Source organism: Pseudomonas sp. EGD-AK9 (assembly GCF_000465935.2).
Classification (GTDB): Bacteria; Pseudomonadota; Gammaproteobacteria; order Pseudomonadales; family Pseudomonadaceae; genus Aquipseudomonas.
Genome location: NZ_AVOF01000607.1, coordinates 1 through 16,648, shown reverse-complemented (window position 1 = coordinate 16,648; position 16,648 = coordinate 1). Strand labels below are relative to the sequence as shown.

General features: G+C 65.0%; 11 protein-coding genes, 1 tRNA gene and 1 pseudogene. 7 read left to right on the top strand and 6 right to left on the bottom strand.

The features are described 5' to 3' along the window. The 6 genes and pseudogenes from N878_RS21610 to N878_RS21585 form a co-directional block, all read left to right on the top strand. Positions 1-967, top strand: a pseudogene (locus N878_RS21610) (DNA primase); the annotation flags it as partial. A 67-nt stretch (positions 968-1,034) separates the two neighbouring features. After that, positions 1,035-2,882, top strand: a complete 1,848-nt coding sequence (rpoD, locus tag N878_RS21605; protein ID WP_031303673.1) for an RNA polymerase sigma factor RpoD — start codon at positions 1,035-1,037, stop codon at positions 2,880-2,882. A gap of 275 nt (positions 2,883-3,157) precedes the next feature. After that, positions 3,158-6,892, top strand: coding sequence for a bifunctional diguanylate cyclase/phosphodiesterase (locus N878_RS21600; RefSeq protein WP_021445611.1), 3,735 nt, complete (start codon positions 3,158-3,160; stop codon positions 6,890-6,892). Positions 6,893-6,908: 16 nt separating this feature from the next. Beyond that, positions 6,909-6,985, top strand: a tRNA-Ile gene (locus tag N878_RS21595). Between the two features lie 388 nt (positions 6,986-7,373). Continuing rightward, complete coding sequence (locus tag N878_RS21590; RefSeq protein WP_021445610.1) at positions 7,374-8,144, top strand: nuclease-related domain-containing protein; 771 nt, start codon at positions 7,374-7,376, stop codon at positions 8,142-8,144. A gap of 105 nt (positions 8,145-8,249) precedes the next feature. After that, positions 8,250-10,511, top strand: a complete 2,262-nt coding sequence (locus N878_RS21585; RefSeq protein ID WP_021445609.1) for a P-loop NTPase fold protein — start codon at positions 8,250-8,252, stop codon at positions 10,509-10,511. A gap of 104 nt (positions 10,512-10,615) precedes the next feature. Here the strand turns inward: N878_RS21585 and N878_RS21580 are convergent, their stop codons facing one another. From N878_RS21580 to N878_RS21555, 6 genes are all read right to left on the bottom strand, one after another. Continuing rightward, a complete protein-coding gene (locus tag N878_RS21580) occupies positions 10,616-11,077 on the bottom strand; it encodes a nucleoside deaminase (protein ID WP_021445608.1) in 462 nt (153 codons plus the stop codon). Between the two features lie 3 nt (positions 11,078-11,080). Beyond that, a complete protein-coding gene (locus N878_RS21575; RefSeq protein ID WP_021445607.1) occupies positions 11,081-11,749 on the bottom strand; it encodes an ankyrin repeat domain-containing protein in 669 nt (222 codons plus the stop codon). A 123-nt stretch (positions 11,750-11,872) separates the two neighbouring features. Beyond that, a complete protein-coding gene (locus N878_RS21570) occupies positions 11,873-12,973 on the bottom strand; it encodes a GGDEF domain-containing protein (RefSeq protein WP_031303672.1) in 1,101 nt (366 codons plus the stop codon). Positions 12,974-13,068: 95 nt separating this feature from the next. Then, entirely contained in the window at positions 13,069-14,364 is a 1,296-nt protein-coding gene (locus N878_RS21565) for a TRAP transporter large permease (protein ID WP_021445605.1), read from the bottom strand. Further along, positions 14,354-14,830, bottom strand: coding sequence for a TRAP transporter small permease (locus N878_RS21560; protein WP_021445604.1), 477 nt, complete (start codon positions 14,828-14,830; stop codon positions 14,354-14,356). The genes N878_RS21565 and N878_RS21560 overlap by 11 nt, the downstream gene beginning before the upstream one ends. Positions 14,831-14,984: 154 nt before the next feature. Then, entirely contained in the window at positions 14,985-15,986 is a 1,002-nt protein-coding gene (locus tag N878_RS21555) for a DctP family TRAP transporter solute-binding subunit (RefSeq protein ID WP_021445603.1), read from the bottom strand. 298 nt (positions 15,987-16,284) lie between these two features. On the opposite strand from N878_RS21555, the gene N878_RS21550 reads away from it, so the two are divergent. Continuing rightward, positions 16,285-16,648 (top strand): PAS domain-containing protein (locus N878_RS21550; protein ID WP_031303671.1); only part of this gene is annotated, 364 nt, incomplete at its 3' end.

The following is a 16,648-nucleotide window of genomic DNA, read 5'->3' as shown; positions in this document are numbered from 1 at the left end:
TCTGTTCCTGCCCGAAGGCGAAGACCCGGACACCCTGGTGCGCGCCGAGGGCACCGACGCCTTCCGCGCCCGGATCAACCAGCACGCCCAGCCGCTGGCCGACTACTTCTTCCAGCAGCTGTCCGAAGAGGCCGACCCGCGCTCGCTGGAAGGCAAGGCGCACTTGGTCACCCTGGCCGCACCGCTGATCGACAAGATTCCCGGCAACAACCTGCGCGCCCTGATGCGCCAGCGCCTGAGCGAGATCACCGGCCTCTCCGGCGAAGCCCTCAGCCAGGTCGCCAGCGCCCCGCGCAGCCAGCCGAGCCACGCCAGCCCGGCGCCCGGCGGCGACTACCCGGACTACGCCGACATCCCCGACAGCGCCTTTTACGACGCCGCGCCGGATCTGGGCGGCTACGAGCAGCCGGCGTCCGCGCCGAGCTACGAACGCAGCGCCGGCAAGGGCAAGGGCGGCTGGAAGAAGGACGGCGGCAAGTGGAGCAAGAAGGGCCAGGGCGACTTCGCCCCGCGCGCGCCGCGCACCGCGGTCAGCGTCGAATCGCCGCATCTCAGCGCCCTGCGCACCCTGCTGCACCATCCGCAGCTGGCGCAGAAGGTCGAGGACGTCAGCCACTTCGCCGACGAAGACGACACCTACGCCCAGTTGCTGGTGGCCCTGGTCGGCGCCCTGCAGAAAAATCCCGGGCTGCGTTCGCTGCAGTTGATCGCACGCTGGCACGGCACCGAACAGGGCCGTCTACTGCGGGCCCTGGCGGAAAAGGAATGGCTGATTTCAGCGGACAACCTTGAACAACAGTTTTTCGACACTATAACTACTCTTGCAGCCCGCCAACGCGAGCGCAGCCTTGAACAACTGCTGCGCAAGGCCCGTCTAAGTGAGTTGAGCGCAGAGGAAAAAGATCAGCTGCGCGCCCTGCTAAGCCGTAACGCATCACCAGTCTCCCCCTCCCCAACTGGCGCGTAAGGGTCTTAATCAGGTATAATCCGCGGCTTGTTTTCAGCCCGCCAAGACCTTCAGTGGATAGGGTGTTATGTCCGTAAAAGCGCAACAGCAATCTCGTTTGAAAGAATTGATCAGCCGCGGTCGCGAGCAGGGCTACCTGACGTACGCGGAGGTCAATGACCACCTGCCGGAAGATATTTCCGATCCGGAACAGGTGGAAGACATCATCCGCATGATCAACGACATGGGGATCAACGTATTCGAGAGTGCTCCGGATGCGGACGCCCTGTTGTTGGCCGAAGCCGACACCGACGAAGCCGCGGCCGAAGAAGCCGCTGCCGCCCTCGCCGCCGTTGAGACCGATATCGGCCGCACCACCGACCCGGTGCGCATGTACATGCGCGAAATGGGTACCGTGGAACTGCTGACCCGCGAAGGCGAGATCGAAATCGCCAAACGCATCGAGGAAGGCATCCGCGAGGTGATGAGCGCCATCGCCCACTTCCCCGGCACCGTCGACGGCATCCTCGCCGAGTACACCCGCGTCACCACCGAGGGCGGCCGTCTGGCCGAAATCCTCAGTGGCTATATCGACCCGGACGACGGCAGCGTACCCGACGAAGCCGCCGCTCCCGTCCCCGTCAAGGAAGGCGCCGCCGCCGCAGACAGCGACGACGACGAGGAAGAAGAGAGCAGCGACGACGAGGAAGAAGAAGGCGACGGCGGTCCGGACCCGGAAGAGGCGGCACGCCGCTTCAATGCCGTGGCCGAGCAGCTGGACAAGGTGCAGAAGGCGCTGAAGAAGCATGGCCGTGGCAGCAAGCAGGCCACCGAAGAGCTGGCCGCGCTGGCCGAGCTGTTCATGCCGATCAAGCTGGTGCCCAAGCAGTACGACGCCCTGGTCAGCCAGGTGCGCGACGCCCTCGACCGCCTGCGTGCCCAAGAACGCGCCATCATGCAGCTGTGCGTCCGCGATGCGCGCATGCCGCGTGCCGACTTCCTGCGCCTGTTCCCGGGCAACGAAATCGACATGGCCTGGGCCACCGACCTGGCCAAGGGCAAGGCCAAGTACGCCGAAGCCCTGGGCAACCTGCAGGCCGACATCCAGCGCTGCCAGCAGAAGCTGGCCGACCTGGAAGCCGAGTGCAGCCTGAGCCTGGCCGAGATCAAGGACATCAACCGGCGCATGTCCATCGGCGAAGCCAAGGCTCGCCGCGCCAAGAAGGAAATGGTCGAGGCCAACCTGCGTCTGGTGATTTCCATCGCCAAGAAGTACACCAACCGCGGCCTGCAGTTCCTCGACCTGATCCAGGAAGGCAACATCGGCCTGATGAAGGCGGTGGACAAGTTCGAATACCGTCGCGGCTACAAGTTCTCGACCTACGCCACCTGGTGGATTCGCCAGGCGATCACCCGCTCGATCGCCGACCAGGCGCGCACCATCCGTATCCCGGTGCACATGATCGAGACGATCAACAAGCTCAACCGCATCTCCCGGCAGATGCTCCAGGAAATGGGTCGCGAGCCCACTCCGGAAGAGCTGGGCGAGCGCATGGAGATGCCCGAGGACAAGATCCGCAAGGTGTTGAAGATCGCCAAAGAGCCGATCTCCATGGAAACCCCGATCGGCGACGACGAAGACTCGCACCTGGGCGACTTCATCGAGGACAGCACCATGCAGTCCCCGATCGACGTAGCCACGGTCGAAAGCCTCAAGGAAGCCACTCGCGAAGTGCTGGCCGGCCTCACTGCCCGTGAAGCCAAGGTCCTGCGCATGCGCTTCGGGATCGACATGAACACCGACCACACCCTCGAGGAAGTGGGCAAGCAGTTCGATGTCACCCGCGAGCGTATCCGGCAGATCGAAGCCAAGGCGCTGCGCAAGCTGCGCCACCCGACGCGCAGCGAGCATCTACGCTCCTTCCTCGACGAGTGACAACAGAACCCCCGGCCCAGGCCGGGGGTTTTGCTTTAGCGCTGTCCCAGTCAGCTGTTGCCAGGGCTCCAAGCAAGGCTCGGGGGTCTTAGGCGGCGATCCGCCGTGACCCACGCCAGCCGCCATTGCCGGGCTAACGCCCAGCCTACGGGCCTTTGCCCCCATTCCCGAGCATTGATGCAGACATCGCCTCTGCTTTAGTGCGCAGGCAAACTGCCATCTATGCGGCAGCCGGTCTACACTGCGACAGGTACTGGTTCCGAAACGAGGCTGTTATGCCACGCTTGCCGGCCATTCTGTTGTTGTGCCTGGCGTACTGGACGACCCCGGCCTCGGCTCTGACCCTCAGCGAGGAGGAACGCCGCTGGCTGGCGGCCCATCCCGAGCTGCGCCTGGGCGTCGATGCCTCCTGGCCGCCCTTCGAATTCCGCGATGATCAGGGTCAGTACCAGGGTCTGGCCGCCGACTACGTGCGGCTGATCGAAAGCCGCCTGGGCGTACGCCTGCAGCCGGTCGAGCCGAGCAGCTGGAGCGAAGTGCTGGCGCAGGCCCGCGCCGGCGAAATCGACCTGCTGCCCGGCATCATGTCGACCCCGGAACGCCAGACCTACCTGGCCTTCACCCGCCCCTACCTGGATTTCCCCATCGTCATCCTGGCCCGCAACGGCGGCCCGCAACCCAGGCACATGGACGACCTCTACGGCCTGAAGGTCGCCGTGGTGGCCAACTACGCGCCGCACGAGCTGCTGCGCCAGCGCCACCCCGACCTCAACCTGCAGCCGCTGCCCAGCGTCGCCGCGGCCCTGCAGGCGCTGGCCACCGGCCAGGCCGACGCCCTGGTCGGCGACCTCGCCTCCAGCGTCTGGAGCCTGCGCCAGCTCAAGCTCGACGGCCTGTTCATCAGCGGCGAAACGCCCTACCGCTACCAGCTGGCCATGGCCGCCCCGCGCGACCAGCCGGTGCTGATCGGCATCCTCGACAAGCTGTTCGCCGAACTCAGCCCCAGCGAGATCGCCGTGCTCCAGGCGCCCTGGGTCGGCGGCGTGCTGGATCGCCGCAGCATCTGGCGCGAGGTGCTGCTCTACGGCCTGCCGGCGCTGCTCGGCCTGCTGGCGGTGATCGCGATCATCCTGCGCATCAACCGCCGCCTGCACAGCGAGATGCAGCGCCGCGCCGAGCTGGAACAGGAGCTGCGCAGCCGCGAGCAGCACTTCCGCGACCTGGTGGAAAGCCTCTCGGCCATCGCCTGGGAGGCCGAGCCGGGCGACCTGCGCTTCACCTACGTCTCGCCGCATGCCGAGAAGCTGCTCGGATACCCGCAAGGCGACTGGCTGCAGCCGGGCTTCTGGCAGCAGCACCTGCACCCGGACGACCACCAGCGCACCCTGCGCCAGTGCCTGGAGCACTGCAGCGCCGGCCAGGATCATGTTCTCGAATACCGCCTGCAGGCCGCCGACGGCCGCAGCGTGTGGGTGCGCGACATCATCACCCTGCTGCAGCGCGGCGAACGCCAGGTGGTGCGCGGCCTGATGATCGACATCAGCGAGACCAAGCAGACCGAGCAGGCGCTGCGCCTGTCGGAGCAGAAGTTCGCCTCTGTGTTCCAGCAGTGCCCGGACATCCTGGTCATCGCCCGCCGCGCCGACGGCGTGCTGCTCGAGGTCAACGCCGCGTTCACCGAGCAAACCGGCGTCAGCGTCGAACGGGCGATCGGCAAGACCGCCACTGAACTGGACATCTGGGGCGTGCCCGGCATCGGCCCGAACCTGCTGCTGCGCCTGCAGAACGAGACCCTGCGCAACCTCGAGCTGCCCTTCCGCCGCGCCGACGGCAGCCTGTTCACCGGGCTGATCTCGGCCGAGGCCTTCCAGCTCGCCGACACCCCCGCGCTGGTGGTGGTGGTGCGCGACATCAGCCAGCTCAAGGCCACCCAGGAGCAGCTGCAGATTTCCGAGGAGAAGTTCGCCAAGGCCTTCCACGCCTCGCCCGACGGCCTGCTGATCACCCGCCTGCGCGACGGCCTGCTGGTCGAGGCCAACGAGGGCTTCAGCCGCATCACCGGCTACCGCCTCGACGAGATCGCCGAGCAGAGCACCCTGAGCCTGGGCATCTGGGCCGACCCGCGGGATCGCCAGCGCCTGGTCGACGCCATCCGCCTGCGCGGCCGGGTGCGCGAGATGATCGCCCCGGTGCGCACCAAGGACGGCCAGCTGCGCCTGTGCGAGCTGTCGGCGCAGCCCTTGCCGATCGGCGGCGAAGACTGCCTGCTGACCATCGCCCGCGACATCACCGAGCGCCAGCAGATGCAGGAGGAACTGCAGCAGGCCGCCACCGTGTTCGAGAGCACCGCCGAAGGGGTGATGATCACCGACCTGGAGCAGCGCATCACCGCGGTCAACCGCGCCTTCACCCAGATCACCGGCTACGCCGAGGCCGAGGCGCTCGGCCAGCGCCCCAGCCTGCTCGCCTCCGGCCAGCACGACAGCGCCTTCTACGCCGCCATGTGGCACAGCCTGGCGGCCAACGGCCACTGGCAGGGCGAGATCTGGAACCGGCGCAAGAACGGCGAGCTCTACCCCGAATGGCTGACCATCAGCGCGGTGCGCAACGCCGAGGACCGGGTCACCCACTTCGTCGGGGTGTTCGCCGACATCTCCAGCCTCAAGCACGCCCAGGCCCGCCTCGACCACCAGGCCCACCACGACCCGCTGACCGGCCTGCCCAACCGCCTGCTGTTCGAGAACCGCCTGCGCAGCGCCCTGGAGGGCTCGCGCGCCGACGACCAGCTGGGCGCCGTGCTGTTCCTCGACCTCGACCGCTTCAAGCAGATCAACGACAGCCTCGGCCATCCGGTCGGCGACCTGCTGCTCAAGGCCATCGCCGAGCGCCTCAAGCTGCAGCTGCGCGACATCGACACCGTGGCCCGCCTCGGCGGCGACGAATTCATCATCCTGCTGCCCGGCCTGCACCAGCCGCAGGACGCCGAACAGGTCGCGCAGAAGCTGCTGGAGTGCTTCGCCGCGCCCTTCCAGATCGACAACCACGAGTTCTTCATCAGCGCCAGCATCGGCATCAGCCTCTACCCCAAGGACGGCGCCGACGTCGCCACCCTGGTGAAGAACGCCGACGCCGCCATGTACCAATCCAAGGCCAAGGGGCGCAACCGCAGCGAACGCTACACCCGTTCGCTGACCTTCCAGGTCAACGAACGCATGGCCATGGAACAGGAACTGCGCCGCGCCCTGGAGCGCGACGAGCTGTGCCTCCATTACCAGCCGAAACTCTGCCTGCGCAGCCAGCGCCTGGTCGGCGCCGAAGCCCTGGTGCGCTGGCCGCACCCGGTGTTCGGCGACATCCCGCCGGATCGCTTCATCCCGGTGGCCGAGGAAAGCGGGCTGATCCTGCCGCTGGGCGACTGGGTGCTGCAGCAAGCCTGCCGCCAGCTGCAGCACTGGCAGGAGGAACACGGCAGCTTCGGCCCGCTGTCGGTCAACCTGGCCGGCGCCCAGCTGCACCAGGCCAACCTGCTCGCACGCATCGACGAACTGCTGCAACAGCACGGCCTGGCGCCGCAGCGGCTGCAGCTGGAGATCACCGAAAACTTCATCATGAACCAGGCCGAGGAAGCGCTGGGCATCCTCCACCAGCTCAAGCAGCTCGGCGTGCAACTGGCCATCGACGACTTCGGCACCGGCTACTCCTCGCTCAGCTACCTCAAGCGCCTGCCGCTGGACGTGCTGAAGATCGACCAGTCCTTCGTCCGCGGCCTGCCGGACGACCCGCACGACCTGGCGATCACCCGCGCCATCATCGCCCTGGGCCACAGCATGCAGCTGACGGTGATCGCCGAAGGGGTGGAAACCAAGGCCCAGGAGCTCTGCCTGGCCGCCGAGGGTTGCCTGCAGATCCAGGGCTACGTGGTCAGCCGCCCCCTGCCCGCCGACGCCTTCGCCCGCAAGTTTCTCTCGCCCGGTCACGCGGTTGGCACTGGCGAGAGCGCGCCGGTATAATCCGCCGGCCTTCTGGGGGCCTATAGCTCAGTTGGTTAGAGCACTCGACTCATAATCGATTGGTCGCAGGTTCAAGTCCTGCTGGGCCCACCACCTTCAAAGCCGCGCATTGCGCGGCTTTCGTGTTTCTGGCCCACCAGGCGGCCACGAGTCACCGCGGTACGACGCATTCACGCTACGCGGGCCTGCTTGCAGCGCCTTGCCGCGCCAGCCTACAGAACCGAAACGTGAGCGAATGCAGCGCATGATTCGGCTCACACGGGGATGACCGCAGAGGACAGGCTCCCTCACACCGCCACGGATACAGCGTGCCACCTGAGCCCTGACGACCCGCCGCATCGCACTCGCCGGCCATAGGACAATGGTCGCGCCCCCTTGAGCCATACAAAGCAATTAGCCATTATCCGGGGCAGTGCCGGGCGCCTGGATTTCGGCACGCCGGCTCGCCCGGCCCTCAAGCGGCTTTGCTCAAGGAAGAAAAATGGATTACAGCCCGATAGTCGCCCAGGTCTGGGGCATGCTGAGCTGGTTCATCCCGGCGGCCCTGCTGATCGGCCTGCTCAAGTCGCCCTGGGCCAAGGGCCTGATCGGAGAGCTGCTGGTGCGGCTGTTCGCCCACTGGCAGCTGGACCAGCAGACCTACCGCCGCCTGCACAACGTCACCCTGAACACCCCGGACGGCACCACGCAGATCGACCACGTCTTCCTCTCGCCCTACGGCATCTTCGTGCTGGAAACGAAGAACATGAGCGGCTGGATCTTCGGCAGCGAGAAGCAAGCGCAGTGGACGCAGAAGTTTCGCAAGCGCAGCTTCAACTTCCAGAACCCGCTGCGGCAGAACTACAAGCACCTCAAGGCCCTGGAAGCCACCCTGGGCGTCAGCCCCGAGCACCTGCACTCGGTCATCACCTTCGTCGGCGGCAGTACCTTCAAGACCGAGATGCCGGCCAACGTCACCCAGGGCATCGGCTTTATCCGCTATATCCAGTCATTCCAGCAGCCGGTATTCAGCGCGGCCGAAGTCGACGCCATGCTGCAGGCCCTGCAAAGCGGTCGCCGCGCGCCGACCCTCGCCACCCATCGCGAGCACGTACAAAACCTCAAGCGCCGCAGCGATCCGACGGCCGAACGGCAATGCCCGAAGTGCGGCAGCGCGCTGCTGATACGCACCGTGAAATCAGGCCCGAAAGCAGGACAGCAGTTTTGGGGGTGTTCGGGGTTTCCCAAGTGCCGAACCATGCAAAATCTTTAAGAAACAAAGGGATGACACGACCAAGGAGCCCCGGGCAAAAAGTAGATCTGTCCCCTTTTTCTTTGTCCCCTTTTTCTTTCTTTTTCGATTCGTAAGGAATGCCTGATGGATGATTTGGGATTCGCCGATGACCGACCGATCGAAGCACACGAACAAGACTTGCTCGGTCGATCGACGTTCGCGAAAAACCTTGCAGCCGCAATTGCAGGCTGGAAAAACAAAGAAAGCCTTGTGATCGCCTTAACGGGCGCATGGGGCAGTGGCAAGAGTTCAATCAAGAACTTGGCCATATTGCAATTCGCGACAACCCCTAGCCACGAAGTTATTGAATACAACCCTTGGGAATGGACCGGCCAGGAGAAACTTAGCTCTTCATTTTTCAATGAGGTTTCCTTGGCTATCAAGCGCAAGGACAAAAGCGAAGATGGCAAGCAGTTGGCCAAGGTACTACGCCAGTACGGGCGAAAGCTCAATACCGGGGCTGCCCTGATGGAGGGCTTCGCCAAATATCTACCACTGTTCCTTGGCTCCGCCTTAGTTACCTCGTACCTCAGCGCCTGGACCGAGAACCCTGCAGCACAAACGGTGATGGCCGTATTGAGCGGCGGCTCCGCACTAGCTGCGAGTGCAGCAGCGTTGAAGCGGCTAGCTCAATTTTTGTCCGATCGCGCTGAGGGTCTGGATCAGTCAGCGAAGGCGAATGAGCTAACTTTGAGCGAGATCCGAGGCGAGATCCGTACGTTGTTGGCTAAACGCGAACATCCGCTGTTGATCGTAATGGACGACATCGATCGGCTCTCACCAGAGCAGATGAAAGCATTGTTCCAGTTGATCAAAGGCAACATGGACTTCCCAAATGTAGTGTTTCTACTGCTATTCCAACGGGACATAGTTGAACGGGGCCTAGAGCTTGTAGGCTTCAAGGGGGCTGAATACCTAGAGAAAATAATCCAGGCTCCCTTTAGCGTGCCTGCACTGTCCACTGAGCGATTGGAGGCGGTGCTGTTCGAACGGCTGAATGCGATCCTCGCCAACGAACCACAACTGGCGGGAAAATTTGATACTGACTATTGGACCGGAGTGTACCGTAAGGGGCTCAGCCAGTTTTTCCACAATCTTCGTGACGTTTACCGCTACACCTCCACACTTGCCTTCCATTGTAGGTTGTTACGAGGCACCGACGTGGCTGAGATCAATGCCGTGGATCTGTTTGCTTTGGAGTGCCTGAGAACTTTCGCTCCGGCCAGCTACGAGGCCATGCCGCAGCATAAGGTGGCCCTCACCGGCAGTGATTTGTGGACGCGTCAGGATCAAACCGAGAAAAGCCGAATCACGAACCTCGTCCAAGATATTGTGGCGCTAGCGCCGCAGGACTACCGCAGCGGGGTAGAACAGATCATCAAGCAACTGTTCCCAACTCTCGACTGGATTTTTAAGAACAGGAGCTACGATGGATCCACACACGGCCGATGGCTGAGGGAGTCCCGAGTGTGTCGAGTCGAGACCTTCGATCGCTACTTTGAATTGGCCTTGCCGATCAGCGAAGTATCGAATTCGCTACTGCACTCGCTAACGCTGCTGATACCTGACAGCAAGCGGTTCTGCGAAATTCTGCGTAACCAAAACGAGTCCCAGCAAAAGGCTGTATTGGACAGGCTGGAGTCCTACATTGACGAGTTCCCCATTGAGCAGTCTTCAGCGGTGTTGGAGACACTGCTAAACGCCGGAGAGGTTGTCGTTGGCGGTGAGTCTTCCATAACGACCGTATCCCACCCAGTGCAGGTGTTCCGTTTGTTGCGATTCTTCCTATTGCGCACCGACGATCTAACCGCGCGCAGCGGACTACTGCTACGTGCATTCGAGACAGCCAAAGGCTATCTCGTTCTAGAGCGGCTGCTTGCCTTGGAGGCTTCCCACAGACGAAAAAATGAACCTACAGATCTGGATGACGCAGGCTACGAACAACTCAAATTGATGTTTGTGACAGATCTGCTAGCTAAGGCCGATCACAATCCTGACGCCTTCCTGGCACATTGGAATTTCATATCCTTTGCCTATCGATTGAATGACTTCGCTGATGGAGCAGGAAGCCGGTGGATCAAGCAGCAGGTTACAACGCTCGAGCGTTTTGTTTTGTTTGCCATAGCGGCTGTAAGCAAAGGTACATCATATGAGGGGAATGGAGCTTCTACTTTCTACTTTGTGAAAATCGCCACACTGGACGACCTACTCGGAATAGAGGCATGCCAAGGATGGATCGACAAGATTCAGCGAGCAGAACTCACTGAACCAGCACGGCGAGCCATTGATATGGTCGAGGAAGCGTTAGGCAGACATCAGCGTGGCGAGAAGTCTGACTACGACTGATCAGGTCTGCCCGAAGTAAAAAAGAGGACAGATTTATTAATCTCACTCCATCGAGCCGGAAAATACACCAACCCTCTTCTCACCCGATAACTAAAAAATCGCCCTTATAGCGCCACCTGGCGAGCCTGCCAACGCGCGTAGATATCGGCCATTTCCTCCTGCGGGCAATGGACGATGGGCAGCCGCTGTTCGGCAAGCGGCAGGCTCATCTGCAGGTAGACGGCAGCGCTCGACAGGCCGAAGGGTTCGCCCTCGGCGTTGCTCGCGGCGAACACCACCCGGCTGACTCCGCACTGGTGCATGGCGGCCAGGCACATCGGGCAGGGTTGGCCGCTGGCGTATACCACGCAGCCGTCCAGACGCGGGCCGAGCTGGCGGCTGGCGCTGCGGATGGCCTGCAGCTCGGCATGGGCGGTCGGGTCCTGGCTGAGGTGGATCTCGTTGACCGATCGCGCCAGCACCTGTCCATCACGCACCAGCAACGCGCCAAAGGGGCGGCCACCGTTTTCGACATTCTGCCGGGCCAGCGCCACGGCCTGTTGCAGGTAATGCTGATCGTCGTGCATGGCTCAATGGGCTCCGGCATTGATTAGTAGTTCGGCCACCCGCGTCTGGCCGCGCCGCTCGGCGTGCCGCAGTGCGCTAACGCCGTCACGGTCGGCCAGTTGCAGGTCGGCCCCGGCCTCGATCAGCAGCGCGACGATGCGCTGATGGGCCGGGCCGCCGTCACCGAGAATCACCGCCTCCAGCAGGCAGGTCCAGCCCAGGTGGTTGACGTGATCGACATCCACGCCTGCCGCGATCAGCCGCCGCACGGTTTCCACATGACCGCGTTCGCAGGCCGGGATCAGCGCGGTACCGCCAAAGCGGTTGGTGCTGCGCAGGTCGGCACCATGGGCCAGGGTCAGCTCGAGGATCTGCAGGTACCCGCTGGCGCCGGCCAGCAAATAGGCGCTGTCCTGGCGCGCGTTCTGCAAATTGACGTCGGCTCCGGCCTCGACCAGCACCCGCGCGACCTCGATGCGATTGCCCGCGGTAGCCAGCAGCAATGCACTGTTGCCCTGCTCGTCCTGGGCGTCGATGACCACGCCCTGCGCCAACAGGGCATCGAGGCCGGGCAGATCGCCCACCGCCGCCGCCGCGCGCAGGCGCTGCTCGGCCTCCGGCGTCGCGCCCACAGGCCCGACCATGAGCACACAGGCCAGCAGGCCGATAATCTGAGGGAGAACCGCTTGCATGGAGTCGTTCCTGGCTGAGATTCGAGGCCTGCAGTATCGCCGCCGCCCGGTACACGCCGAAATTAAATATCCCCATGCCAGCCAGTTGCGCCCTGCATGCCCGATCCACCGCGCGCGCTCAGCTCACAAGCGCAGATCGAACTTATCCAGCAGCAACTCCCCCGGCAGATCGCCGCTGACCAGCTGGTTGCGCCCGCGCGCCTTGCCGCTGTACAGGCGGCGGTCGGCGCTGCGGTAGAGTTCGGCGGCGCTGCGGCCGTCCCTGGGCCAGGCGGCCAGGCCGAAGGTGGCGGACAGGGGGATCGGCTGGCCGTCGTATTGCAGCGGTTGTTCGGCGATCTGCTGGCGCAGGCTTTCCACCAGCGGGTCGGCGCCGGCACTGTCGGTGTGGCGCAGCAGCAGGCCGAATTCCTCGCCGCCCAGGCGGCCGAGCAGGTCGGTGACGCGCAGGCGCTGCTGGAGGATCTGGCAGATATGCTGCAGCGCCATATCGCCGGCCTCGTGGCCCCAGCGGTCGTTGACCTGTTTGAAGTGGTCGACGTCGAGCAGCACCAGCACCAGCTGCCCGTGGCTGCGTTCGGCCTCCTGGATGCTGAGTTGCAGAGCGTGCTGGAAGCTGCCGCGGCTGGCCACGCCGGTCAGCGAGTCGGTCTGCGCCAGGCGCTCCAGCTCTTCGTAGGCCTGCATGCGCAGGCCGTCGTAGATATGCACGAAGAACAGGATCAGCACGCCGCAGAGCGTGGCGTTGCCCAGGTCGATCAGCCCGGCGGCGTCCAGCTGCAGGTGGTTGTCCTCGAAGTACAGCAACAGCGCCGCCAGCATGAAGGGCGCGGCCAGCACGAAGCCGCGCCGCTTGCCCAGCAGCAGGTAGGCCAGCAGCGGGATCATGTAGACCCAGACGAAGGCCGCGGACGAGGCGTCCGGCATGACGATGATGTAGAGGATGAAGGCGAAGGTGGGGATCAGGTAGAGGTAGACCCACAGGTCCAGCTGGCGCGCCTGCCCGATGCGCCAGCCGCCGTACAGCAGCAGCGCGGTGCAGAGCAGCTCGAGGATGGCGAAGGGGTAGTTGCCGGCCAGCGTCTGCAGCACGGCGAAGCCGCCCAGGGTCAGGCCGGTGGCGAGCAGGATGGTGCGCATCAGCGCGCGCTTGCCGGCTTCGCGCAGGCCCGCGCAGTGCCCCGTCGTCAGCTCCTTGTTGTCGTCTCGCTTGCCATCGACCATCAGTCCGCCCAGCACCGCCGCCCTCGGTGGTGCGCAGCCCCCCGCCGCGCACCGTCCCCTCACTATAGCCGGCAAACGCCGCGGGCTGGCCGGCGCTACACCGCGTAGCCGAGCACGCGCGGCAGCCACAGGGCGATTTCCGGGAAGATCGCCACCAGCAGCAGGGCGCTGGACATCACCACGACGAACAGCGCCGCCCAACCGACGGTCTGCTCCAGACGGATCTTGGCCACCTCGGCGGTGACCATCAGGTTGATCGCCACCGGCGGGGTGAACTGGCCGATGGCGATGTTCATCGCCAGCAGAATGCCGAACCACACCGGGTTCCAGCCGAAGTGCTGCATCACCGGGATGAGGATCGGCATCAGGATCAGGTAGATGGAGATGGCATCGAGCAGCATGCCGGCCAGCAGCACGGCGAGCATCACCAGCGCCAGCAGCACCCAGCCGTTGTCCGACAGCGAGATGAGCCATTCGGCCAGGTGGCGGAAGGTGCCGAGCATCGTGCCGGCCCAGGCGAAGATGCCGGCCAGGGCAATGATCAGCATGACCACGCCGGAGATCACCGCCGCCTCGCCGCAGAGCTTCCACAGGCTGCGCCAGTTCAGTTCACGGGTGAGCAGCAGGCCGACCAGCACGCCGTAGGCCACCCCGGCCACCGCCGCTTCGGTGGGGGTGAACAGGCCGCTGCGCAGGCCGCCGAGAATCAGCACCGGGGCGAACAGCGCCGGCAGCGCCTGCTTGAAGCTCTCGCCCAGCGGTGGCCGCTCGCCCTCCTCCGGGGATTCCCAACCATAACGACGCGACAGCAGCCAGGCCGGCAGCAACAACACCAGGCCAGCGAGGATGCCGGGGAACAGGCCGGCGGCGAACAGCGCGCGCAGGTCCACGCCCGGCACCACGATGGAGTAGAGGATCAGCGCGATCGACGGCGGAATCAGGATCGCGGTGGAAGCGGACGCGGCGATCAGCGTCGCCGAAAACGGCTTGGGGTAGCCGGCCTTGGTCATGCTCGGCAGCATCACCATGGCCACCGCCGCCGCATCGGCCGGGCCGGAGCCGCTCATGCCGCCCATGATCAGGCACACCAGCACCGCGACCAGGGCCAGGCCGCCGTGGCGCGGGCCGATCAGCGCCTGGGCGAAACGCACCAGGCGCAGCGCCACCCCGGCCTTCTCGAACACCAGGCCGGTGAGGATGAACAGCGGAATGGCGATCAGCGGGTACTTGGCCACGCCGTTGTAGGTGTTGGTGCCGAGGGTGGCGAGCATGTCCGGCGACAGCCCGGCGACGATGCCGATGGCGCCGGACAGGCCGAGGGCGAAGGCCACCGGCACACCGAGTGCCAGCAGCACGGCGAAACTGAGGATCAGCCAGAGATCAGGGCTCATCACCGAGCCTCCCGCGCAGGCGATCGAGGGTCATCTGGGTCAGGCGCACGAACAGCAGCAGCGCCAGGAGCGGCAGCCAGACCACGTACCACCAGTTGGGCAGGCCGAGGCCGGGCGACTCGGAATCCCACTGGAATTCTTCCCAGGCGAACTGGCCACCGAACCAGCACACCAGAGCCAGCACCAGCACGCCGGCCAGCCACTGCAGCAGGATCAGCGGCGTGCGCAGGCGCGGGAACAGGCGCTCGAGCAGGCCGATGCGGATATGCCGGTTGCTGCGCATGGCCACCGAGGCGCCGGCGAAGGTGAGGATGACCAGCAGAAACACCGAGATTTCCTCGGTGAAGGCGAAGGATGCATCGGTGAAATAACGCACCACCACGTTGGCCAGGCTGATCAGGCTGATGATCACCAGGGCCAGGGTGGCGAGCACGCGCTCCAGCGGCGCGTCGATTGGCTTGCTCATAGAAACCTCGAATGGCCGTGTTGGCGTGGTTCAGCGGCGGCTGTTCGCCCTCCCCCCTCGCCCATGAATGGGCGAGGGGAGCGGACCGGTGTCGCGCCACAGACTTCCAGCACCACGCCCCAGAGCCCTGGGACTTGCGGTCAGATAAAACGGATCAGGGCTGGGCCACGGCCTGGCGGGCGGCGTCCATCAGCGCCTCGCCGATACGCGGCGCCCACTTCTCTTGCACGCCGGCGGTGGCTGCGGCGAAGGCGGCACGCTCGGCCTCGCTCAGTTCGATCACCTCCACGCCGCGCTCGCGGATATCGGCCAGGCGCTGGGCCTGGGCGCTGCGCGACAGCTCGATCTCCCACTTGCCGGCGTCGATGGCGGCCTGGCTGAGCAGCTCGCGATCGGCCTCGGGCAGCGCTTTCCACACGCGCTGGTTGACCGCGAAGATCAGCGGGTCGGCCATGTAGTCCCACAGGGTCAGGTACTTCTGCCCGACCTGGTCGATGCGCGCCACGTCGAACACCGACAGCGGGTTCTCCTGGCCGTCCACCGCGCCGGTGGTCAGCGCCGGCTTGGCGTCGGCCCAGCTCATCTGCGTGGGGTTGGCGCCGAGGGCGTTGAAGGTGTCCTGGAACAGCGGCGAGCCGACCACGCGGATCTTCAGGCCGGCCAGGTCGGCCGGGCTGCGCACCGGCTTGGCCGAGTTGGACAGCTGGCGGAAGCCGTTCTCGCCCCAGGCCAGCGGCACGATGCCGCGCTGCTCGATGGCGGCGAAGGCCAGCTTGCCGGCCTCGCCCTGGGTGATGGCGTCGAGGTCGGCGTCGCCCTGCATCAGAAACGGCAGGGAGAACAGGTTGAGCTCCGGCACCTGCGGCGACCAGTTGATGGTCGAGCCCACGGCCATGTCGATCAGGCCGGAGCGCATGGCGGAGAATTCCTTGGTCTGGTCGCCGGCGACCAGCTGCGCGTTGGGATAGACGCGCAGGGTGATGCGCCCCTCGGAGCGCTCGTTGACCAGGTCGGCCCACTTCTGCGCGGCCTGACCCCAGGGGAAGGCGTCCGACAGCACGGTGGAGACGGAGTATTCACGCGCCTGCGCGGTGGCGCACAGGGCGGTCAGCGCAGCGCCGGCGGCCAGCGCGGAGAAGAGTCGCTTGAGTTTCATCGGGGGCGTCCTTGTATGGATCTTGGTCGTTGTCGTTGTGGCACCGCAAAGCGGTGCGGATCCAGCGGTGAGCGGTTGGCTCGCCTGGCGCGCCTGGTCGGCACGCGAAGGGGACACGGCGGGTGTCACTACTGCCGGGCAGGCCTTGTGGGCGAACGGCAGGGGCCAGCGGGTTACGCTTAGCCGCCTAACTATTCCAGAAGCGCGCGGCGAATGCCATTGTCCGATGTCTGTTAACGTTGCCCGGCCGAACGAGCCCCACCCATAATCGCCGACACCTGATTTCGGACCTTTGCCCATGGCCATTTCCCGCGACGACCTCGACCAGCATGGCCTGATCATCGGCGTGTCGCCCGAGCGCTTTCGCGCCGTGGCCATGCCGCTGCTGTTCGACCACCTCGACGCCCAGTGCGAGGGCACCATCGCGGTCAACCGCCAGGCGCGCATCGTCTGGATCAACGACAAGTACGCGCAGAAGGTCGGCATCAGCGACCCGCGCAGCGCGCTGGGCAAGGAGGTCGAAGAGGTGCTGCCGGCCAGCCGCCTGCGCGAGGTGGTGGAAAGCGGCCAGCCGAGCATGCTCGACCTGATGGCCTTCGGCGACGAGCACTTCGTGGTCACCCGCATTCCCCTGCGCGACGAGGACGGTACCCTGGTCGGCG